The organism is Streptomyces sp. NBC_01618, assembly GCF_045209435.1.
Classification (GTDB): domain Bacteria; phylum Actinomycetota; class Actinomycetes; order Streptomycetales; family Streptomycetaceae; genus Streptomyces.
In genome coordinates this window covers 6,804,926-6,826,360 of record NZ_CP109297.1, presented here as the reverse complement: position 1 = coordinate 6,826,360, position 21,435 = coordinate 6,804,926, and the positions used below count along the sequence as shown (strand labels likewise).

At 69.3% G+C, this 21,435-nt stretch carries 12 protein-coding genes and 2 pseudogenes; 6 read left to right on the top strand and 8 right to left on the bottom strand.

Annotated elements, in window-relative coordinates; all coding sequences use genetic code 11:
- Positions 1-75: 75 nt before the first annotated feature.
- A complete protein-coding gene (locus OH735_RS31695; protein WP_406386843.1) occupies positions 76-1,251 on the bottom strand; it encodes an ROK family protein in 1,176 nt (391 codons plus the stop codon).
- A 367-nt stretch (positions 1,252-1,618) separates the two neighbouring features.
- Here OH735_RS31695 and OH735_RS31690 point away from each other — a divergent pair, with 367 nt between their 5' ends.
- Together OH735_RS31690 and OH735_RS31685 are read left to right on the top strand one after the other, a co-directional pair.
- On the top strand, positions 1,619-2,044 hold the full coding sequence (locus OH735_RS31690) for a hypothetical protein (RefSeq protein ID WP_406385089.1): 426 nt from the start codon (positions 1,619-1,621) through the stop codon (positions 2,042-2,044).
- Between the two features lie 103 nt (positions 2,045-2,147).
- Positions 2,148-3,267: pseudogene (locus OH735_RS31685) on the top strand (IS630 family transposase).
- Between the two features lie 72 nt (positions 3,268-3,339).
- Here the strand turns inward: OH735_RS31685 and OH735_RS31680 are convergent.
- The gene (locus OH735_RS31680) at positions 3,340-3,717 is read right to left on the bottom strand and encodes a nuclear transport factor 2 family protein (protein WP_180360588.1); all 378 of its coding nucleotides are present in this window, start codon (positions 3,715-3,717) and stop codon (positions 3,340-3,342) included.
- 224 nt (positions 3,718-3,941) lie between these two features.
- Here OH735_RS31680 and OH735_RS31675 point away from each other — a divergent pair, with 224 nt between their 5' ends.
- Complete coding sequence (locus OH735_RS31675) at positions 3,942-4,706, top strand: GNAT family N-acetyltransferase (RefSeq protein ID WP_406385088.1); 765 nt, start codon at positions 3,942-3,944, stop codon at positions 4,704-4,706.
- A 49-nt stretch (positions 4,707-4,755) separates the two neighbouring features.
- Here OH735_RS31675 and OH735_RS31670 read toward each other — a convergent pair.
- From OH735_RS31670 to OH735_RS31660, 3 genes are all read right to left on the bottom strand, one after another.
- Positions 4,756-5,630, bottom strand: a protein-coding gene (locus tag OH735_RS31670) for an IS5 family transposase (protein ID WP_406385087.1) whose coding sequence is annotated in 2 segments (ribosomal slippage) — positions 4,756-5,273 and positions 5,273-5,630 — 876 coding nt in all. Because the reading frame shifts where the segments join, the coding sequence is not laid out codon by codon here.
- Positions 5,631-5,809: 179 nt separating this feature from the next.
- A complete protein-coding gene (locus tag OH735_RS31665) occupies positions 5,810-7,000 on the bottom strand; it encodes an ROK family protein (RefSeq protein ID WP_406385086.1) in 1,191 nt (396 codons plus the stop codon).
- A gap of 326 nt (positions 7,001-7,326) precedes the next feature.
- Positions 7,327-9,447, bottom strand: a complete 2,121-nt coding sequence (locus OH735_RS31660) for an OmpL47-type beta-barrel domain-containing protein (protein WP_406386842.1) — start codon at positions 9,445-9,447, stop codon at positions 7,327-7,329.
- A gap of 753 nt (positions 9,448-10,200) precedes the next feature.
- Here OH735_RS31660 and OH735_RS31655 point away from each other — a divergent pair.
- Both OH735_RS31655 and OH735_RS31650 read left to right on the top strand, forming a co-directional pair.
- Entirely contained in the window at positions 10,201-11,178 is a 978-nt protein-coding gene (locus tag OH735_RS31655; protein ID WP_406385085.1) for a multicopper oxidase domain-containing protein, read from the top strand.
- A 285-nt stretch (positions 11,179-11,463) separates the two neighbouring features.
- Positions 11,464-15,507 (top strand): ThuA domain-containing protein, encoded by a 4,044-nt coding sequence (locus OH735_RS31650; protein ID WP_406385084.1) that lies wholly within the window; start codon positions 11,464-11,466, stop codon positions 15,505-15,507.
- Positions 15,508-15,950: 443 nt separating this feature from the next.
- On the opposite strand, the gene OH735_RS31645 is transcribed toward OH735_RS31650, so the two are convergent.
- Positions 15,951-17,366, bottom strand: coding sequence for a phytoene desaturase family protein (locus tag OH735_RS31645; RefSeq protein ID WP_406385083.1), 1,416 nt, complete (start codon positions 17,364-17,366; stop codon positions 15,951-15,953).
- A 158-nt stretch (positions 17,367-17,524) separates the two neighbouring features.
- On the opposite strand from OH735_RS31645, the gene OH735_RS31640 reads away from it, so the two are divergent.
- Positions 17,525-18,328: a DUF4037 domain-containing protein gene (locus OH735_RS31640; RefSeq protein ID WP_406386840.1), complete on the top strand. Its 804-nt coding sequence runs from the start codon at positions 17,525-17,527 to the stop codon at positions 18,326-18,328.
- 56 nt (positions 18,329-18,384) lie between these two features.
- On the opposite strand, the gene OH735_RS31635 is transcribed toward OH735_RS31640, so the two are convergent.
- Together OH735_RS31635 and OH735_RS31630 are read right to left on the bottom strand one after the other, a co-directional pair.
- A complete protein-coding gene (locus OH735_RS31635; protein ID WP_406385082.1) occupies positions 18,385-19,212 on the bottom strand; it encodes an inositol monophosphatase family protein in 828 nt (275 codons plus the stop codon).
- 110 nt (positions 19,213-19,322) lie between these two features.
- Positions 19,323-21,158 (bottom strand): annotated as a pseudogene (locus OH735_RS31630) (gamma-glutamyltransferase family protein); the annotation flags it as partial.
- Between the last annotated feature and the right edge of the window lie 277 nt (positions 21,159-21,435).

The following is a 21,435-nucleotide window of genomic DNA, read 5'->3' as shown; positions in this document are numbered from 1 at the left end:
ACCCGCGTCCTCGCCCTGCGGATTCAGTAAGCAGTGGGGGATGGTTCGATCGACGGAATCAGACCGGACGAGCACTCAGAGCGGTCTGGACAGCCGGGCACGGAGGCTCTCCTTGATGACAAGGCAGGCGGCACCTCGTGCCCATAGCGTCTCGCTCTCCTCGTCGATCTTGATCACGCAGTCGCGTGCCACGGTCGAGACGGCGTGGCGCTCCAACGCGGCGGTCATGGCGGGCCCGAAGTGCTCATGGGCCACCACGCCTTCGCCCGCGATCACGATCAGTCCCGGGTTGAGCAGGTTGCACAGGCATGCCAGTCCGCGTCCGAGCGCGTCTCCGGCCACGGCGAACGCATCGAGCGCGGCGCGTCGTTCGGCTTCCGGCCCTGACCGCGCCAGCTCCGTGACAGCGTCGTAGTCGGCTTCGGGCCGGCCACCGGCCTCGCGGAACATCCGCAACACCGCGTCGGAACAAGCCAGCGCCTCCACGCAGCCGCGGTTGCCACAGGCGCAGTCCGGACCGTTCGGCTCGACCGGCAGATGTCCGAACTCGGTAGCCATTCCACCGGCACCCGAGGGAAGAGTTCCGTGGATCATCAGCGCACCGCCGACGCCGCGCCCGACCGAGATCACGGCGAACGAATCGACATCCCGGCCCTCACCGAACCAACGTTCGGCAATGACCAGAGCGTTGACGTCGTTGTCCACCACCACCGGCAGTCCGGTGGCGGCACTCAGCGGAGCCGCGACGGCGACATCGGTCCAGCCCAGTCGCACCGCCGAACGGCACACCCCGCTCGCCGCGTCGACATGGCCGCCCACACCGACCCCGACGCCCAGCACCCTCGCGTCGGCACTCGGTGCCTGCGCGATGAGCCGGGCCGCCAACTCCGCCGCCACCGAAAGCACGTGGGCGGGCTCCAGGGAATCGAGCATGTGCTCCAGGCGGCACAGCGGACGGGCACCGAGGTCGGTGAGCACGGCCGCGACATGAGTGCGCGCGATCTGAATCCCGACGACCAGGCACTGGTCGGCGTTGACCTGCAGCAGGCGTTGGGGGCGGCCCGGACCCGTCGCGGTCTTCTGTCCGGTCTCGCTCAGGTAGCCGTCCTCGATCAGCGGCGCGAGCAGCCGGGTCACCGTGGAGGGTGACAGCCCGAGGCGCTGCGCCACGGCCGTTCTGGAGATCGGGCCCGCTGTGAGTACTTGGGCGAAGATCTCGGCTCCTGTCCGGTCAGGCACCAGGGCCGTCATCGCGCTCACGTCATGTCTCCCCAACGGATTGACTCATTGTCACCAAGAGTTCGTCGAGAGATACTTTTACGCATCAAGAAAAGAACTGGCAAGGGGTGCAGGACACCGGATTCCCTCGTCGGCTCGACACCACACGCTCCCAGATCTCGACCACATCACGACTGTTGACTCTTGATCCGATGTGTTCAATCATGTTCGCAGCTCAATCTCGACGAGCGGGACGAAGTCCCTGCAGGGACGGGAATCTTCCCAAGTCTCCCAAATTCTGCAGCCCGTGCACGATCACGCAAGGCCTGTTCAGTTCTGGTTGATTCGACGAGGTGCGTACACCGCCGCGTACCCCAACCGCCTTGCGTGGACTTATGTCGTGTCCACGCAAGGCAGCCGTCGAAGCAGCGCAGTCGCCGCCCTCGGCATGGTCGCGCTTCTTACGCTCAGTCATGCTCCAGCGGCCAGGAGGCCACGAAGCCGGGCGGCGACGGCGCCGGAAAGGTGGATTGGCGAGATCTCTCTGACGTATCTGCAGAAGCAGGGCAACCAGGAGTACTTCGTCGGCGAGGCCGCGGGGGCCAAAGCGAGGGCCGGGACCGCGACGGCCGTCGGCACCACCACCGCACTCGGCACCGGCGGCTGGCACAACGTCGCGTTCACCCTTGAGGGCTCGCCCCTCTCCGCGACGGCGGACGGCGTCACCGTCGGCAGCACCACCGACTCCAGCTACACCAACGGGCAGGCCGGCCTCGGCGTGACCGGGTACGGCCTCGGGGAACATCGGTACAGCCGTTGGCGCTGAGAACGATCATGGTCAGCTAGTGCTGTGACCGTGAAGGTTCGCCGGGTTGGTGGTCGCGACGGTTGGATGTGCGGTGACGTCCGATCCGATCGCTGGAGGCGCGGTGGCTGAGCCTGTCCGTGTACGCAGACTGACCGACCAGGAGGGGCAGAAGCTGCAGCAGATCGTGCGCCGGGGCAGCACGAGTTCGGTGCGCTACCGGCGCGCGATGATGCTGCTCGCCTCGGCGGGCGGGAACCGGGTGCCGGTGATCGCCCAGCTGGTCCAGGCCGACGAGGACACCGTGCGCGATGTGATCCACCGCTTCAACGAGATCGGCCTGGCCTGCCTGGACCCTCAGTGGGCGGGAGGCCGTCCCCGCCTACTCAGTCGTGACGACGAGGTTCGTCATCCGGACGGCCACCACTCGCCCCAGCAAGCTCGGCCAGCCCTTCACCCGCTGGTCGATCCGCAAACTCGCCGCCTACCTGCGGAAAGCGCACGGACGTGTCATCCGCATCGGCCGTGAAGCCTTACGGTGCCTGCTCCGGCGCCGCGGCATCACCTTCCAGCGCACCAAGACCTGGAAGGAGTCACCCGACCCTGATCGCGATGCCAAGCTCGACCGGATCGAGCAGGTGCTGGACCGCTTCCCGGACCGGGTCTTCGCCTTCGACGAGTTCGGGCCCCTGGGGATCCGGCCCACCGCAGGCTCCTGCTGGGCGAAGCAGGCCAAGCCCAACCGGCTGCTGGCGACCTACCGCCGCACCCACGGCGTCACCTACTTCCACGACTGCTACTCCGTGGGCGACGACCGCCTGTGGGGCGTCAACCGCCGCCGCAAGGGCACCGCCAACACCCTGGCCGCGCTCAAGTCGATCCGCGCCACCCGACCCGACGACGCGTCGATCTACATCATCCTGGACAACCTCTCCTCCCACACCGGGGCGGACATCCGCCGCTGGGCGAAGAAGAACAAGGTCGAGCTGTGCTTCACCCCGACCTACGCTTCCTGGGCCAACCCGATCGAGGCCCACTTCGGCCCGCTGCGGCAGTTCACCCTGGCCAACTCCCACCACCGCAGCCACCCCGCGCAAACCCAGGCACTGCACCGCTACCTGCACTGGCGCAACACCAACGCCCGCCACCCCGACGTACTCGCCGCCCAACGCAAGGAACGTGCCCGCACCCGCAGCGAAAAGGGCATCCGCTGGGGCGGACGCCCCCTCAACACCGCGGCCTGACCAACCGCGAACAGCAGCCCCCGAGCGCCGAAGGGGGCAAGTTCAGGAGAAGGACAGCGACAGAAGGATGACTCAGGAGGCGAACGGCTCGATCTCCCCCGCAAAGACGATGACCTGGTCGATGAGGCTCCGCCGCAGATGGACGACATCCGTTCCCGCCAGGCGGGGGCCTCCATCCGGCGTGGTGAAGACCCACTGGTACCGGGCCCACTCGTCAGGCATGTCCACCGCTGAGCAGCGCACCATCGTGCCGGTCCCCGCCGGGTGGCGCCGGATGTCCAGCACGAACCGCTCGACCGCCGCGATTCCTTCGCTGCGGCCCAACGGCCCCCAGAAGACCACGTCTGAGGTCAGGGCCTGGGAGAGCAGGGCAGTCACATAGCTGTCGTCCGAGGCGTTGAACGCGGAGATGAACGTGTCGATCGCGGAGCGTGCGGTCTCTTCCTGCATGTCCCAGTAATACCAGCCGTTTCGCGTGCGCTCGTCCCGCGAGCCGCCTTCCGATCACGGTGAACCATCCCGGTCACAGCACTAGGCCGTGTATCGAATGTGCTGGTCGCCAGCGCGACACCGTCGGCGGACGACCCAAAATCGCATGCGATCTCCGCCCAGTCATGCTGGGATCAATCGCTATGAATGATCATTTCCTCAGTGAAGCCGACTTGATGGACAGGATGGAACGGAACCTGGCGGAACATGCCTGTCACCTGCATCGGAGCATGACTGGTGCGGCCGTCACAGAGGCTGGTGACCTCCTGGTCGCCGACAGCGGCCTGGACGACGACACTTTCAACATCGTTGCCGCGGCCCGCTTCACCGCTGCCACCGCCCCGGCACGTATCACCGAGACCGCTCGGACGCTGGCCCGCACTGGCCGCCGTTTCTCCTGGTGGGTGGGGCCTGCCTCGACACCACTGGACCTCACCGCCCGCCTGACGGCGGCCGGTCTGTCGGCGTCCGAACGCGAGACGGCCATGTGGGCCGAGCTGGACGACACCCTGCCACTGCCCGCCGTCCAAGGACTGGACATTCAGAGGGTGGCCACGCCCGAACAGCTTGCCGACTACGCCACGGTTCTCGCCGCGAACTGGGACCCGCCTGCTGACACCGTCCGCCGCTTCTTCGCCCAGGCCGCCCCGCAGGCACTGGCCGCGCACTGCCCGGCCCGGTACCTGGTCGGCTACGTGGAGAGCCGTCCGGTCTGTTCGGCTGAAGTGTTTCATCACGCGGGGGTCGCCGGTATCTACAACATCTCCACCCTGGCCGCCCACCGCCGACGTGGCTACGGCGGTGCTATCACGCTCGCGGCGCTCCGCACGGCCCGCGACCGAGATCACCGCATCGCGGTCTTGCAGGCGTCAGCCGACGGCGAGCCCGTCTACCGCCGCCTGGGGTTCCGCTCCTGTGGCCAGTTCACCGAACACACCATCAACCCCTGAACCACCTAAACGCCACTGGCCCTCCGCCCGCCTTTCCTGACGGTGCTGGTCACAGCCACTCGTTGATGGCCGCTACGAGGACAGTGGCCTCGTAGCGGACCGCGAGCTTGTCGTATCTCGTGGCCACAGCGCGGTGCCTTTTGAGGCGATTAATGCCGCACTCGACCGCGTGCCGAGCCTTGTAGTCCTCGGCGTCGAACTTGGGCGGCCGGCCACCACGCGAGCCGAGCTTCTTGCGGTTGCGGGTCTGATCGGCCTTGTCCAGGATGGTGCAGCGGATGCCGCGTCGGCGTAGGTAGGCGCGGTTCTTTCGGGACGCATACGCTTTGTCGGCGCGGACCCGGTCGGGTCGGGTCCGCGGACGCCCCGAACCCAGGCGGGCGACATGGACCTTCTTCAAAACGGGCTCGAACTGCGGGGAGTCGCCGCGCTGTCCGGCGGTGATCACGATGGACATGAGCCTTTGCCCCTGCTCGACGGCCAAGTGCAGCTTGGTCGTCAGGCCGCCGCGCGAGCGACCGAGGCCGTGGTCGTCGGACTCGACGGTGATACCGCCGGGAGGCTCCTTCTGCAGAGCCCCTTTTTCCTCGCCCCGGCGGCGTGCTGGTGGGCCCGGCACACGGTGGAGTCGATGTTGAGGTCCCAGTTGATGAGCTTCTTGGCGTCGGCCTGGGCCTGCAACTCGGCGAAGATCCGCTGCCAGGTGCCATCCCGCTGCCAGCGGCGGAACAGGTCGTACACCCGGGCCCAGGGCCCGTACGTCTCCGGCACATCCCGCCACGGGACACCGGTGCGGGTACGAAACCGTATGCCGTCGATCAGCTGTCGCCTGGTCCATATCCGCGGACGACCCGGCTTCCTGCCCCTGGGCAACACCGGCTCCAAGCGGGCCCACTGCGTATCCGTCAGATCTCCACGCGCCACAGAACCAGATCACCCACCTCGAGATCCACTTCCGATACACGCCCTAGTGCCGCGACCGGCACTGGATCCGGGGCCGGCGCGGAACGCAGGATTCAGCAGCGCTCCGGTCGGCCCCACTTTCAAGGCGCGGTACGTCGCTGGGCTCGCCTCACCACGGGTTCCGGCCGCGTATCGAAGCGTCAGGCCGGCGAGAAGACGTGGTTGCTGATCAGCCGGGCGGCGCCGACGACGCCGGCGACCTGGCCGAGTTCGCCGAGCACGATCGGCAGGTTGCCGGTCGCCAACGGCAGCGACTGACGGTAGACCTGGGTGCGGATGCTCGCCAGGAGGTTGTGGCCCAGTCCGGTGAGCCCTCCTCCGATGACCACCAGGCCGGGGTTGAAGAAGCTGACCAGGCCGGCGATGACCTGACCGGTACGGTTGCCTCCCCAGCGGATCAGATCCAGGGCCGCGGCGTCTCCGGCGCCCGCGGCGGCCGACACGTCCTCGGGGGTCAGCTTTCCGGCCGATGCGAGCCGTCCGGCCAGCTCCGTCGAGCGGCCGGACTGGGCGAACGCGGTCGCGTCGCGTGCGAGGGCGTTCCCGCTGAAGTAGGCCTCCAGGCAACCGATGTTGCCGCAGGCGCACCGCGGCCCGTCCGGGTCCACCTGGATGTGGCCGATGTCGCCTGCACTGCCGGTGATACCGCGGTGGACCTCGCCGCCGACGACGATGCCGCAGCCGATGCCGGTCCCGAGCTTCACGCATAAGAAGTCGCGCACGGACCGGGCGACGCCGGCCTGCTGCTCGCCCAGGGCCATCAGGTTCACGTCGTTGTCGACGAGGACGGGACAGCCGAGCTCCTGGCTCATCGCCTCGCGGACGGGGAAGCCGTTCCACCCGGGCATGATCGGCGGCGCGACGGGAACCCCCTCGGGGAACCGGACGGGTCCCGGCACGCCGATCCCGGCGCCGTCGAAGTGTTCCACCGACATCGTCTCGCGCAGCTTGCCGACCAACGCGAGCACCCGCTCGAAGACCGCGACCGGACCGTCGCGCACGTCCAGCGGCTCCGCCACGTGGCCGAGGATGTCCAACTCGGCGTTGGTGACCGCGACATCCACGGAGGAGGCGCCGATGTCCACGCCGACGAACCGCAGTGACGGGGCGATCCGGACGTTGTGCGAGCGGCGGCCGCCGCGGGAGGCGGCAAGGCCGTCCGGGACGACCAGACCGGATTCCAGCAGGCGGTCGATCTCGAACGCGAGCTTGGAGCGCGACAGCTCTACCTGGTCGCCGAGGGCGACCCGGGACTGCGGGCCGAGGTCGCGCAGGAGGCGGAGCAGCCGGGCCTGATGGATATTGGCCGGTCGAGCCGTCGTACTCCTCACGCCGCCCCCGTCGTGGCCAGAGCCGTTCGCATGCCCGGTGCTTGGGGGTGCGACTTCCACCCGGACCGTAGCACCGTGCTGTCGAAGGCAAAAGAAACTAGTGCACCGATTCACAGGACTTTCATCAGCTCAAGGACAAAGCTGGTGCGAGGCAGCACTGCCTCGTTGCCGCCTCGGCTGCTGGGGAGCCGGCCGGGCCCGATGGGGTGGAGCCGTCCAACTCTCCACCCCATCGGCCCTGGTGTGCTGTCCGGGTCACCTCGGCGGACTGTTGATGCAGTCGACGGAGGCACACGGCTCAGGCGGTGTCACCGCCGGGCCGTGACTCAGCGACCGGCGGAACCGCGGCTCGGCATGCCGACGTCGGACTGGCCAGCCGCCTTCTTGATCTCGGCGGCCTCCCGCTGGTCGAGGACTCCCTCCTTCCGCAGCGTCGTGACGATCTCCCCGACGTGCGAGACGAACGCGCCGTGGTTCTTCCAGACCCGGTGATCCTCGATCAGTTCGTTGATCGTGCAACCGTTGGTCGTGACGCGGTTCGGGACACCGGTGTTGATCGAGCCGGTGAACACGGTGGAGCGGTCGTCCGTTTCAGAACAGTCGGTCGGCGGCTTGCTGTCGACGATGGTGAGGGACAGCGACTGCGGCGTGGATGTGTTGCCGGCCTTGTCGGTGGCCCTGTAGAGCAAGGTGTGGCTCCCGGCTCTGTCAATCGCCACCGGGGCGGAGTACTGCAGGTAGGGGCCACCGTCGAGGGAGTACTCGATCCTGGCCACACCCGACTCCGCGTCCGAGGCCGTCACCGTCACCTTCGCACTGCCGACATACTCACCGGCGTCGTTCTTCGTGCCGGAGACGGAGGCCGACACCTGCGGCGGTGTCCTGTCCTCGGGCGGAGCCGCCACGACGGTGAACTCCACCGACTGCGCCGACGAGGTATTGCCCGCCTTGTCCGTCGCTCGGTAGGTCAGTGTGTGTCGGCCCACGGCGTTGACAGCGACGGGCGCCGTGTAGTCGCGGTATGACGCGCCGTCGAGCGAGTACTCGATTCCAGCCACACCCGACTCCGCGTCAGAAGCCGTCACTGTGACCGTCGCACTCGACACGTAATTCCCGGCGGAGTCCTTGGTTCCCGAAACCATCGCCGACGTGTCAGGCGCAGTGGTGTCCTTCGGCGGCTCGGGGGCCACAACGGTGAACTCAACCGATTTCACCGATGACGTGTTACCCGCCTTATCGGTAGCCCGGTAAGTCAGCACATGTTGGCCCACGCTGCTGACAGCAACCGGGGCCGTGTAGCTCCTGTACGACGCACCATCGAGCGAGTACTCGATTCCAGCCACACCCGACTCCGCGTCAGAAGCCGTCACTGTGACCGTCGCACTCGACACGTAATTCCCGGCGGAGTCCTTGGTTCCCGAAACCATCGCCGACGTGTCAGGCGCAGTGGTGTCCTTCGGCGGCTCGGGGGCCACAACGGTGAACTCAACCGATTTCACCGATGACGTGTTACCCGCCTTATCGGTAGCCCGGTAAGTCAGCACATGTTGGCCCACACTGCTGACAGCAACCGGGGCCGTGTAGCTCCTGTACGACGCACCATCGAGCGAGTACTCGATTCCAGCCACACCCGACTCCGCGTCAGAAGCCGTCACTGTGACCGTCGCACTCGACACGTAATTCCCGGCGGAGTCCTTGGTTCCCGAAACCATCGCCGACGTGTCAGGCGCAGTGGTGTCCTTCGGCGGCTCGGGGGCCACAACGGTGAACTCAACCGATTTCACCGATGACGTGTTACCCGCCTTATCGGTAGCCCGATAGGTCAGCACATGTTGGCCCACACTGCTGACAGCAACCGGGGCCGTGTAGCTCCTGTACGACGCACCATCGAGCGAGTACTCGATTCCAGCCACACCCGACTCCGCGTCAGAAGCCGTCAGTGTCACGTTCGCGCTGCCGACGTAGTTCCCGGCGGAGTCCTTCGTCCCGGACACCGTCGCTGACGTGTCCGGCGCAGTGGTGTCGTCGCCGGGCGCGGCGGTGACAATGAGCGTACCCGCCATCATCTGGTGGCCCGGCATCGCGCAGAAATAGCGGTAGACGCCAGGTGTGAGGGTGACTTCGGCCGTGTGCCTGCCTCCCTCGGAGTCGAAGGGGCTCGCCAGGATGTTGAGGCTGACGTCGTTGTTGTAGTCGGGGTTCGAGGCGTCGAACGTCAGGGTGTGCGTCAACCCCGTCGTATTGCCGGTCGCCGCGCTGCTCTCGAACACGATGGTCGCCTTGCCGGCCACCGCGGTGGTGGGGGCTGACGTGTACTTCATGTAATCGTCGCTGGCCGTCCAGGTGAGCACCTGGGGCGCGGCGGTCTCGTCCGCGCGGCTCACCGCCGCGTAGGCGGCCGGCACGGCCAACGCGAAAGCCGTGAAGACAACGGCCATCAGCGCCATCAGCACCGGATGCGCGCTGAGTCGGTCACGTAGCACGGATCTTGAGGAGGGCGGATCCGTCTGGGCATGGAGCAGTCTTCTGAACACCGCTGCACCTTCCGGGAATTCGCTTGTGCGGCACCGCGCAGGACTCGCGGTCCCGCCGGGTGGACGATCAGCCGCCGGGATGAGCATGTTCGAGACGCGTGTACTCCGCTCACCGGACCGGCGCCCTGGACGGAACGGGGCAAGTGCCGCGCTTAGGTAGTTCGTCCGCGCGCGCCGACGGCGGGGGCCGCCGTCACTCACGCACAGGCGGCATCCACCCCTGTCGCTGCGAGGCCGCCGGCACCGCGAACCCGAGGGCGGGGTTCACACAACCTCATTCCATGCGGCAACGATGGGAAGTTAGCGGGTCTTTTGACTATCTGCCAAGACCTATGACCGGGATCCAACCAACTTTGACCTGAGTCTGGAAAAACTGGATGCGTGCCCGCTACGGTATCGAGGTCCCGAGGCGAACCCCCTTCGCCCAACCGATCCGATCCCGGCCATGGCCGGCCCATCGAGCCAAGCCGGACCGCTTCCACGGTCCGGCCAAGTCGGACCGTCTCCACCGGAGTTCGGTTCGGCAACCGCCCCGCCTGCCTCGCGGGGCCGAACGCCCGGCGCACCACCGCGTACCGCCGTGACGGGACAGCTACCGTCGACGGCGGCTCACACCACGACCACGAAACGCCTTCGGGTACCTCGCGTTTCGAGGATTGGAGAGCGATGACCGACTCAGGCGTAGGCACGAGACGCCTCTTCTCCCGGCGAGCGTTCGCCACCGGCGCGGCCGCCGCGGCGGTCGTGCCCACGGTGCTCGGCACCACCGCCGCCGCCCCGAAGGACAAACCCGGTGAAGGAAGCGGTCAAGGAAACGGCAAGGGCACCGTCCGTGAGCTGACGCTGTACATGGAGAACCTGCCGAACGGGGAGATGGGCTACGGTCTGGAGCCCGGTAAGGCGTCGATTCCCGGCCCGCTCATCGAGCTGACCGAGGGCGACACGATGCACATCGAGGTCGTCAACAACCTGAACGTCGCCGCGAGTCTGCACGTGCACGGCGTGGACTACGACGTCGCCAGCGACGGCACCAAGATGAACGACAGCGTTGTCGAGCCGGGCGGCCGGCGGACGTACGTCTGGCGCACCCACGCCCCGGGGCCGAACCACGACGGGACCTGGGAGGCCGGCAGCGCCGGCTACTGGCACTATCACGATCACAACGTGGGGACCGCACACGGCACGGGCGGCCTCAAGAAGGGCCTGTACGGACCCGTGATCGTGCGCCGCAAGGGCGACGTGCTGCCCGACAAGCAGTTCACGGTCGTGTTCAACGACATGACGATCAACAACAAGGCCCACCACGACAGCCCCGACTTCACGGCCGTCCGCGGCGAGCGGGTGGAGTTCATCGTCATCACCCACGGGGAATTCTTCCACACCTTCCATGTGCACGGGCACCGCTGGGCGGACAACCGCACCGGCATCCTGCAGGGTCCGCAGGACGTGAGCCGGGTCATCGACACCAAGACCGTCGGCCCCGCGGACTCCTTCGGGTTCCAGGTGATCGCGGGTGCCCGGGTCGGCGCGGGTGCCTGGATGTACCACTGTCACGTCCAGAGCCACTCGGACATGGGCATGGCCGGGATCTTCCTCGTGACCGAGGCCGACGGCACGGTCCCCGGCGGCATGCCCCACCACTAGAAGGCGACGGCGGGGCCCTGATGCGGGCTCCGCCCCCGAAGCCACGCCCGTCAGGCCTGCCTGACCGCCTGACGGGCGTGTACCAGCCTGCCGCCGGTCGGTCCTCGCCCGCCAGGACCGGAGGAGAACCTGACCTCCCTGCTCCGGCATCCCCTCCTTCCCGGGCAGCGTGACCGCCCGCCGAAAGCCGCCTCGCCCGGCGCATACCTGGCGGGGCCCCTGCGGCAGCCCTCGCTCCAACCCCCTGATCGCTCTTCCGTTTCCGGATCGAGTCAAGGAGCAAGTATGGGCAAGAGAGACCGGTTCGCGCTGTCGAGACGACGCGGATCGCCGCCGTCACGTCCTGCGGGGACCTCTCATCACGCGTGGCCCTGGCGCCGCGCGGTCGTTCTGCTGTCGAGCGCCGCGCTGACGGTGGGGCTGACCGGGCTGCCGGCCATGCAGGCACAGGCGCAGCCGCCCGTCGAAGGCGTCAGCCAGGACCAGGGTGCCGCCACCGACACCCAGGTGAACGTCCTGGTCTTCCACGGACCGGCCGCCAAGCAGGACGACCCGGTCAACAAGGCCACGGCGGCGATAGAGAACCTCGGCAAGAAGAACGGGTTCAAGGTCGTCGAGTCCGAGGACACGAGCGTGTTCAACACCGCCGACCTCGCCAAGTACCGAGGGGTGGTGTTCCTGTCGGCCGACGGCGTGAAGCTCAACGCCGAGCAGGAAGCTGCGTTCCAGTCGTACATCAACAACGGCGGCGGCTTCGTCGGCGTCCACGACGCCGCCCGGGCCCAGTCCGACTCCTCCTGGTTCACCGGGCTGATCGGCACCCGCCCCGCCCTGGGGCTGCCCGACGCCGAGAAGGTCGTTGAGAGCGCGGTCAACTCGGAGAACCCGCCGAACGAGGGCAAGGACAAGCTGTTCGACGGCAAGAACGACACCAAGTGGCTGGCCCGTTCGACGACCGGCTGGGTCACCGCGAAGCTGGACAAGCCCGTCGCGGCGGTCAACTATGCGCTGACCTCGGCCAACGACTACCCGGGACGGGACCCGAAGAACTGGAAGCTGCAGGGCTCGGAGGACGGCGAGACCTGGAAGACCCTGGACACCCGGACCGGCGAGACCTTCTCGTCGCGGTTCCAGACCAGGCAGTTCCAGTTCACCAACAGCACGGCCTACCAGCACTACCGGCTGGATATCACCGAGAACAGTGGTGAGCCGCTGATCCAGTTGGCCGAGCTGCGGCTCTTCAGCGCCAACCCGACGCCCCCGCAGGATTCCAAGGTCCAGCAGGCCGTCGTTGATGTGACGGACCGTCAGCATCCCGCAAACGAGGGACTTCCACTCAACTGGACCCGCTCCGACCAGTGGATCAACTGGGACCCCAGCCCGATCGGCAAGGTCCACACCATTGCCCAGGTCGAGGAGTGGAAGTACAAGCCGGGTCTCAGCGCCAACGGCCCGTTCCACCCGATCTCGTGGTGCCGGGACTACGACGGTGGTCGTTCCTTCTACACCGGCATGGGCCGCACCGAGGAGAGCTACACCACCGACACGAAGTTCCAGAGCCACCTCCTCGGCGCCATCCAGTGGACCACCGGCATGGTCCGCGGTGACTGTCAGGCGACCATCGCGTCCAACTACACGACCGAGCGGCTGACCGCCCAGAACCAGGCGGGGCAGCTCGACCAGATCGGTGAGCCGCACGGTCTGACCATGGCCCCCGACGGCAAGGCCTTCTACATCGGCAAGGCCGCCTGCCCGTCCGGCCCGATCGGCTCCTGGAACGACCCCAAGGTCGGCCTGGGCTGCGGCACCATCCACCAGTGGGACCCCAAGACCAAGAAGGTCAAGCTGCTCACCACACTCGATGTGATGGGCAACCGGGGCAGCGGTGACGAGCTGGTCAAGAACGAGGAAGGCCTCGTAGGCGTCACCCTCGACCCGAAGTTCGACAAGAACGGGTGGATCTACATCTACTGGATGCCGCACGAGTCGATCGACCGCGACAAGCGGATCGGCCAGCGGACGGTCTCCCGGCTGACCTACGACTTCGCGACCGAGTCCATCGACCAGGGCACCCGCAAGGACCTGCTGCACTGGGACACCCAGATCCACAGCTGCTGCCACGCCGGCGGCGGCATGTCCTTCGACAAGGACGGCAACCTCTACATCGGCTCCGGTGACAGCAACTCCTCCGGCGGCTCCAGCGGCTACTCCGGGAACAACTGGACCCAGGACTACAAGGGTCTCTCCTTCCAGGACGCCCGCCGCACCTCCGGCAACACCAACGACCTCAACGGCAAGATCATCCGCATCCACCCCGAGGCCGACGGCACCTACACCATCCCCAAGGGCAACCTCTTCGCGCCGGGCACGGCCAAGACCCGCCCGGAGATCTACGTGATGGGTGTCCGCAACATCGCGCGGCTCTCCGTCGACCCGGTGCACAACTGGCTGAACGCCGGCTGGGTCGGACCGGACGCGGGAGCGTCGAACCCGGAGCTGGGCCCGGCCAAGTACGAGACGGCCACGATCATCACCTCCGCGGGCAACCAGGGCTGGCCCTACTGCATGGGCAACCGGCAGCCGTACCGTGACCGCAGCAACACCGACGCCAGCGTCCTCACCGGCTGGTACGACTGCAACAACCTCAAGAACGAGTCGCCGCGCAACACCGGCCTGGTGGACATCCCGCCGGCCCGCGACAACATGATGTGGTACTCGCCTCAGGGCGGCGGCCCGGTCTTCCCGAAGCGCGCGGACGGCAGCGGTGTCCCGAGCTACGTCGACAGCGAGGCCACCTACACCCAGCCGTACCTCAAGGGCGGCGGCCAGGCCGTCATGTCCGGTCCGACCTACCACCGCTCCCAGGTGGACACCAAGAGCGGTGTCGCCTGGCCGGCGTACTGGGAGGACAAGTGGTTCATCGGTGACGAGTCCAACTCCAACAACCGGGTCGCGGTGACCGTCGACCCCGACCAGGTCAAGGACGCGGGCGCGCCGGCCTTCGGCGAGGACGTGCGCAGCATCATCGCGCCCGGCAGCGGCTCCACCCAACTGCAGAGCTGGATGGACGCCAAGTTCGGTCCCGACGGTGCGCTGTACATGCTCGACTACGCGGGCGGTTTCTTCAGCCTGCACTCCAACCAGAAGCTCATCCGCATCGCCTACCAGGGTGGCCCGGCCACCCCGAAGCCGCAGGACGCCGGGGCGCGCGTCATCACCCAGAGCAAGCCCAAGACGGTGGCGTTCTCCGGTGCCAAGGTCGGCGGTGTGGCCTGGGAGTGGGACTTCGGTGACGGCAGCGCGCCGTCGCACGAGGCCAACCCGACGCACACCTACGCCGACTACGGCACGTACCACGCGAAGCTGACGGTCACCTACGCCGACGGCGAGAAGGCCACCGCGACGTTCGACGCCGAGGCCGGCTGCCCCGCCCCCGACGCCCGGAAGACCGTCAAGCTGCTCGACACCGACACCGGCGTGGCCAACCACCGCGCGGGCGGCGGCTGCACCGTCAACGACCTGATCGACGACGAGGCGTCCTGGCCGAACCACGGCGAGTTCGTCAGCCACGTCAACGCCGTGGTCAACGACCTCCGCAAGGAGGACGTCCTCGACAACCGCGAGTCGGCGGCGATCAGCAAGGCGGCGGCGCAGAGCAAGATCGGCAAGGTCGCCGGGTACCAGCCCCTCTTCGACGGGACCGCGGCGAGCCTCGCCGACTGGCGGCAGGCGGGTGCTGGGAAGTTCTCACTCCTGCCCGACGGCACCATGCGCAGCTCCGGCGGTATGGGCATGCTGTGGTACGCCAAGCAGGAGCTCGGAGACTTCTCGGTCCGGCTCCAGTTCCGGGACGTGGCTCCGGGTACCGGCAGCGCCAACAGCGGGCTCTTCATCCGGTTCCCGGACCCACGGACGCCGCTGGCCGACCGCCCGGCCGGCAGTTGCGGGACGGTCGGTTCGGCTCGCACCGCCCCCGAGTGGGTCGCCATCTACTGCGGCCAGGAGATCCAGATCTACGACGGGGCCACGGGCGAGGCCCAGAAGACCGGCTCGGTGTACAACTTCAAGCCGGTGGGCCTGGACAAGGCGGGGGTGACCCCGAAGGGCCAGTGGAACGACTACGAGATCCGCGCGGTCGGGCAGCACTACACGATCATCCGCAACGGCGTGGTGATCAACGAGTTCGACAACACGCCCGGCAAGTCGTCGTCCCGGGCGGGTGACCCGCCCACGGACCTGCGTCAGTTCCTCAGCGGGTACGTGGGGTTGCAGAACCACGGCAACAACGACCTGATCGAGTTCCGCAACATCCGGGTGCGGAACCTGTAGTCGCCCAGCGGCCGGCGCCGGGCCCGGAGCAACAGCCCCGGGCCCGGCGCCGACGCGAGCGGTCAACCCGAAGCGTGGCTCCGGGGGCCTGCTGGTGGGAGTCGGCCCTCCGCGACCACGGCCGTATCTTCAGTGGTCGAACACCCCCTCGGACCCTCGCTGCAGCGGCAGGGCCGCGGCCTCGAGGTCGCGGCCCTCGTTGCGTGTTCGCAGTCGGCCGATGTCCCTCAGGGGCGCCGGCTCAGGACGTGATGGAGGCCCGGAGGTGGTAGCGGTCACCGCGGTGGACGGCCGGCGTCAGTTCAACGTCCACACCGGCCCAGAGATGATGTGCAGGACAGCCGTCAGTCTCCCTCGATCGTGCTTGGCCGCCTGTGCCGTCGGACACCAAGGCGCCGCGGAGTTCCGCCCGGGCCCTGTGCGCTCCCTGAGAGCCGCGCCGCTCAGGCCGACCGCAGCCGCCGCCAGACCGCCTTCGCCGCGTGGTGGCCGGACATGCCGTGCACGCCCGGTCCCGGCGGGGTGGCGGAGGAGCACAGGAACACCGCCGGATGCGCCGTCGCGTACGGCACGCGTGCGAGCTTGGGCCGGATCACCGTCTGGAGGCCGGAGAACGCGCCGCACGCGATGTCGCCGCCGACGTAATTGGCGTTGCGTGCCGCGAGTTGGGGCGGCCCGGCGACCGCTCGGGCGAGCACCAGGTCACGGAAGCCGGGAGCGAAGCGCTCCAGCTGCCGTTCGATGACGTCGGTGGCGTCGCCCTCCCAGCCCGCCGGGACGTGTCCGTACGCCCAGAAGACGTGCCGGCCCTCGGGTGCGCGCGACGGATCGATCAGGCTGGGCTGCGCGGTGATCAGGAACGGCACGCTCGGGTCGCGGCCCGCCACCGCGGCGCTCAGCGCGGCGTCGATCTCGCCGGCCGTGGGGCCGATGTGGACCGTTCCGGCCCTGCGGGCCTCCTTCGCGGTCCAGGGGACGGGGCCCGAGAGCGCGTAATCGATCTTGAAGCAGGACGCTCCGTACCGATAGCCGCGGTACGCGTGACCCAGCCCCGCGATGCGGGCGAGGGCGGTCGGCGAGGTGTCGAAGACGTAGGCGCGGGCGGGCGGGAGTTCGTCGAGGCGCTTGACCTCCGTACCGGTACGGATCGTGCCGCCCTGTTCCCGTATGTACGAGGCGAGGGCGTCGGAGATGGCCTGCGAGCCGCCGCGCGGCACCGGCCAGCCCTTCTCGTGCGCGGCGAGGGCGAAGAGCAGGGCGATTCCACCGGTGGCCACGCCGCTGACGGGGGCTATGGCGTGGGCGGCGAGCCCGGCGATCAGACCGCGCGCCTTCGCGCCGTGGAAGCGGCGGGAGAGCAGCGTCGCGGGCTGGAGCGCGTCCAGTCCGAAGCGCACCCAGCGGTACGGGTCGCGGGGCAGCCCGTCCCACGGGGTGCGGAGAAAGTCCTCGGCGAGGGTGTCCCAGTGGCCGAGGAACGGGGCGACGAGCCTGCGGTACGCCCCTGCGTCCCGGGCGCCCAGCGACATGGCGCTCTCCCCCACCGAACCGGTGAGCACGGCGGCCGATCCGTCCGGGAACGGGTGGGCGAGCGCCAGCTCGGGCTGGAGCCACTCCAGGCCGTGCTGGTCGAGCGGCATCCTGGCGAACGCGGGCGAGCCGATGCCCAGCGGGTGGACGGCGGAACAGGGGTCGTGGCGGAAGCCGGGAAGGGTGAGCTCTTCGGTACGGGCACCGCCTCCGACGGTGTCGCCCGCCTCGAAGACCTCCACGGCGAAGCCGCGGCGGGCCAGTTCGGCCGCGGCGGTCAGTCCGTTGGGCCCCGCCCCCACGATGACAGCATCAAGCATCGACGGCACCTTCGGACTCCTTCGTCAGCCGACGGCCAGGACACCCAGGATATTCCGAGGCACCGACACTGCGGTCGCGGGTAGGGTCACCCCCCGTGATCACACCGAACTCCCCGGCCGCGCCCGCGACGGGCGCCGACGCGGGCGTTCCCGCCCGTATCGCGGACATGGCCTCCCGGCTCGGCACGCTGCCCGGCATCCGGGCCGTCGTGCTGGGCGGCAGCCGGGCCCGTAGCACCCACCGCCCGGACTCCGACTGGGATCTGGGCCTGTACTACCGCGGCACCCCCGACCTGGCCGCGCTGACCGCGCTGGCGTCCGAGGTGCAGGGCTCCCCGGCCGAGGTGGCGGGTCCCGGCGGCTGGGGTCCATGGGTCGACGGCGGGGCGTGGCTGCGGGTGGACGGCGTCCCGGTGGACTGGATCCTGCGCGATCTGGACCGGGTCGAGGCGGTCTGGGCGGACTGCCGCGAGGGGCGCTACGAAGTGGGCGTGCAGCCGGGGCATCCGCTCGGGTTCTGGTCACCCGCGTATCCCGGGGAGGTCGCGCTCGGCCGCGTACTCGCCGACCCACACGGTGAACTGACGGTGCTTCAGCGAGAGACCCGTACCTATCCGGAGCCGCTGCGCACCGCGCTCGTCGCAGCCGCGTGGGAAGCCGACTTCTCGGTGGCCGCCGCCCGCAAGTCGGCCCCCACTGGTGACACGCTCCATGTCGCCCTGTGCCTGTCGCGGGCGTTCGGCATCCTCACGCAGTCCCTCCACGCCCACCACCGCACCTGGTGTCTCAACGAGAAGGGGGCGTCGGCCGCGGCGGCCGCCCTGCCGGACACGCCCGTGAACTTCGCCGGACGGATCGACGAGGCGCTGCGGGGGCTGGACGCGGCGGCGGTGGAGCGGGCCGCTGAGCTGGTACGGGACGTACGGTCGGCACTCGCCACGGGCACCGCTCAGGGCGGGGGCCGGCCGTGATCGCCCGACTGCAATGCGTGGTCGGGCACGGCAGCGGCGTGGCGTGAGCGGCGCGGTCAGGCGCCGTCGCGCAGCGCCTGAAGGACGCGTTCGACGGTCGCCTCGTCGCGGGCCGCCGTGAACGGGAGGGCGTTGCCGCCGGTGATGCGGAACGGGGCGCCAAAGAGCGTGGCCTGCGCGCCGCCGGCCTCGGTGACCAGGAGCAGCCCTGCCGCGTGGTCCCAGGCGTACTCCCAGCTGAAGGCGACCGCGTCCTGGTCGCCGCGCGCGACGGCGAGGTATTCGAGGCCCGCCGAACCACAGGGGCGGGCGTCGATGCCGTCGGTGCGCAGGCCGAGCAGCGCGCGCTTCTGCGCATCGGTGGTGTAGTCGGGGTGCGACATCGCCACCTTCAGCACGGCGCCGGGCGCGGGCGAGCCGGAACGTATCGGCTTGCCGTCGAGCGTGGCGCCACGGCCGCGGACCGCGATCGCCATCTCGTCCAGAGCGGCGGCGTACGTCCACGAGGCGAGGAGTTCACCGTGGCGGGCGAGGGCGACCAGGGTGCAGAAGCCCGGTTCGCCGCGGGCGAACTGGCGGGTGCCGTCGACCGGGTCGACGATCCACACCGGCGCGTCGCCGCCCAGGGCGTCGTACACCTTCGGATCGGCGTGGACCGCCTCCTCGCCCACGACCACCGAGCCGGGCAGGAGCCGGGACAGGGCGGCGGTGAGGTGTTCCTCGGCAAGGCGGTCGGCGGTGGTGACGAGGTCGTGCGGGCCGCTCTTCTCGACGATCTCGTGCGCGGCGAGCCGGCGGTAACGGGGCATGATCTCGGCGGCGGCCGCTGCGCGGATCGCCGCCTCGACCTCGGTCAGGTCCCGGTCAAGGAATTCATCAATCATGCCCCCAGCCAATCACGGCCCGCCGGGGAGCCGACGACCTGGTCATGGCGGGGAGGTGGCCAGTCGGCGTCCGACGGCGTATCCCTGCCTGACGGGGAGGTGGCCGGTAAGCGTCCGACGGCGTACCCCTGCATGCCGCGCGGGTTCGCCGCAGCGGAGAGCACTCCGGTCTCCGGGGCGCGGGCCACGGCACACAGCCGCCCCTCGGACCACGGGGCGCCGACGGTGACGTCATGGCCGCGGCGGCGCAGCTCCTCGACGACCTCCGGGTCCATGCCCGCCTCGACGGTGACGCAGCCGGGGCGCATCCCGCGCGGGAAGAAGGAGCCGGGGAAGCTGTCGTTGTGCCAGTTCGGGGCGTCGATGGCACCCTGGAGGTCGAGGCCGCCGCGGACCTCGGCGCGCAGGGCGACCGCCAGGAAGAAGTGGACCTGCCACTGGTCCTGCTGGTCGCCGCCGGGCGTGCCGAACGCCATGACGGGGACGCCGTCGCGCATGGCGAGGGACGGGGTCAGGGTGGTGCGGGGGCGGCGGCCGGGGGTGAGGGAGTTCGGCAGGCCCTCGTCGAGCCAGGCCATCTGGAGCCGGGTGCCCAGCGGGAAGCCGAGCTCCGGCACGACCGGGTTGGACTGCAGCCAGCCACCGCTGGGCGTGGCGGAGATCATGTTGCCCCAGCGGTCGACCACGTCGATGTGACAGGTGTCGCCCCGGGTCGCGCCGCCCTTGGAGACGGTCGGTTCGGCGGCGTCGAGAGCGGCGCCGTCCTTCGCGACCGTCGGTTCGCCGACGCCCGCCGTCGGGATGCCCAGGGGGTCGAAGCCGGCCGCGCCGGAGGCGACGGCGTGGGCGTGTCCGCTGAGGACGGGGGTGCGGCCGTCCGGGCTGCCGGGCCGCAGCTCGTACGAGGCCTTGCCGGTGACGAGGGCGCGGCGCTCGGCGTTGTACGGCTCCGAGAGCAGCGTGCCGAGGGGTACGTCGGCGGCGTCGCCGTACCAGGCCTCGCGGTCGGCCATGGCGAGCTTGCAGCCCTCGATGAGCAGGTGGACGTAGTCCGCAGAGCCGTACCGCGGCAGCTCAGCGGGGAGCAGAGCGAGTTGCTGGAGGAAGACCGGGCCCTGGCTCCAGCCCGCCGCCTTGGCGAGCGTCCAGCCGTTCCAGTCGTAGGTGGCGGGCGCCTCGTAGGACGCGGACCAGCCGGCCAGGTCGGCGGCGGTGAGCGTGCCGGTGTGGCGGCAGCCGCTGGTATCCATGGTGGGGCGGGCGGCCTGGCGGACGAGGGCCTCGGCGATGAAGCCCTTGCTCCAGATCTGCCGTGCGGCGTCGATCTGGGCGATGCGGTCCTCGCCGCCGGTCTGCGCCGCCTCGGCGATCAGCCGGCGCCAGGTGGCGGGGTTGCGGAACAGCTCGCCCGGCTGCGGAGACCTGCCGCCGGGCAGGTAGACGTCGGCGGAGGACCGCCACTCGGTCTCAAAGAATTCCCGGACGGTCTCGACGGTCTGGCCGACCCGTTCGACGGGCGCGTGGCCGTCCTCGGCGTACCCGATCGCGTACCGCAGCACCTCGGCGACGGTCTTGGTGCCGTGGTCGCGCAGCAGCAGCATCCAGGCGTCGAAGGCACCCGGCACGGCCGCGGCGAGGGGTCCGGTGCCGGGGACCAGGTCGAGGCCGAGGGAACGTTAGTGGGCGACGGAGGCACCCGCGGGGGCCGGGCCCTGGCCGCAGAGCACCTGGACCTCGCCGTCCTTCGGCCCCAGGATCATCGGCACCTCTCCGGCCGGGCCGTTGAGGTGCGGTTCGATGACATGCAGGACGAATCCGGCGGCGACAGCGGCGTCGTAGGCGTTGCCGCCGTCCTCCAGCACGGCCATCGCGGACTGCGAGGCGATCCAGTGGGTGGAGGACGCCATGCCGAAGGTGCCCTGGAGGGTCGGTCGGGTCGTGAACATCGCGCGTCACCTTGCCATTCGTACGTGTCAAGCGGACCGATCACGGCTCACGATCGGGCCTGAGGACAATCTGGAGAGTTCGGCCCTGCCACCGGGCCGCCACCGCACTCGCTCCACGCCGTTCCGCTTGGGATCGTCAAGATTCCCGTCAGAATCTCCCAATTAGCGGCTCCTGGGCGGCGCAGGGGGGCCGCCGCCCTTTGCCGCCGCCCTTTGTGCGGGCGGCGGACCCCGGCTTGCGGACCGGTGGCTGAAGAGCCAGGGGACGCCGTGGATT

Coding starts and splice junctions, on each gene's coding strand:
- OH735_RS31675 (WP_406385088.1), top strand. CDS start 3,942: ATGGAACGGAACCTGGCGGAACATGCCTGTCACCTGCATCGGAGCATG.
- OH735_RS31655 (WP_406385085.1), top strand. CDS start 10,201: ATGACCGACTCAGGCGTAGGCACGAGACGCCTCTTCTCCCGGCGAGCG.
- OH735_RS31680 (WP_180360588.1), bottom strand. CDS start 3,717: ATGCAGGAAGAGACCGCACGCTCCGCGATCGACACGTTCATCTCCGCG.
- OH735_RS31660 (WP_406386842.1), bottom strand. CDS start 9,447: ATGGCGCTGATGGCCGTTGTCTTCACGGCTTTCGCGTTGGCCGTGCCG.
- OH735_RS31650 (WP_406385084.1), top strand. CDS start 11,464: ATGGGCAAGAGAGACCGGTTCGCGCTGTCGAGACGACGCGGATCGCCG.
- OH735_RS31695 (WP_406386843.1), bottom strand. CDS start 1,251: ATGACGGCCCTGGTGCCTGACCGGACAGGAGCCGAGATCTTCGCCCAA.
- OH735_RS31635 (WP_406385082.1), bottom strand. CDS start 19,212: ATGATTGATGAATTCCTTGACCGGGACCTGACCGAGGTCGAGGCGGCG.
- OH735_RS31640 (WP_406386840.1), top strand. CDS start 17,525: ATGGCCTCCCGGCTCGGCACGCTGCCCGGCATCCGGGCCGTCGTGCTG.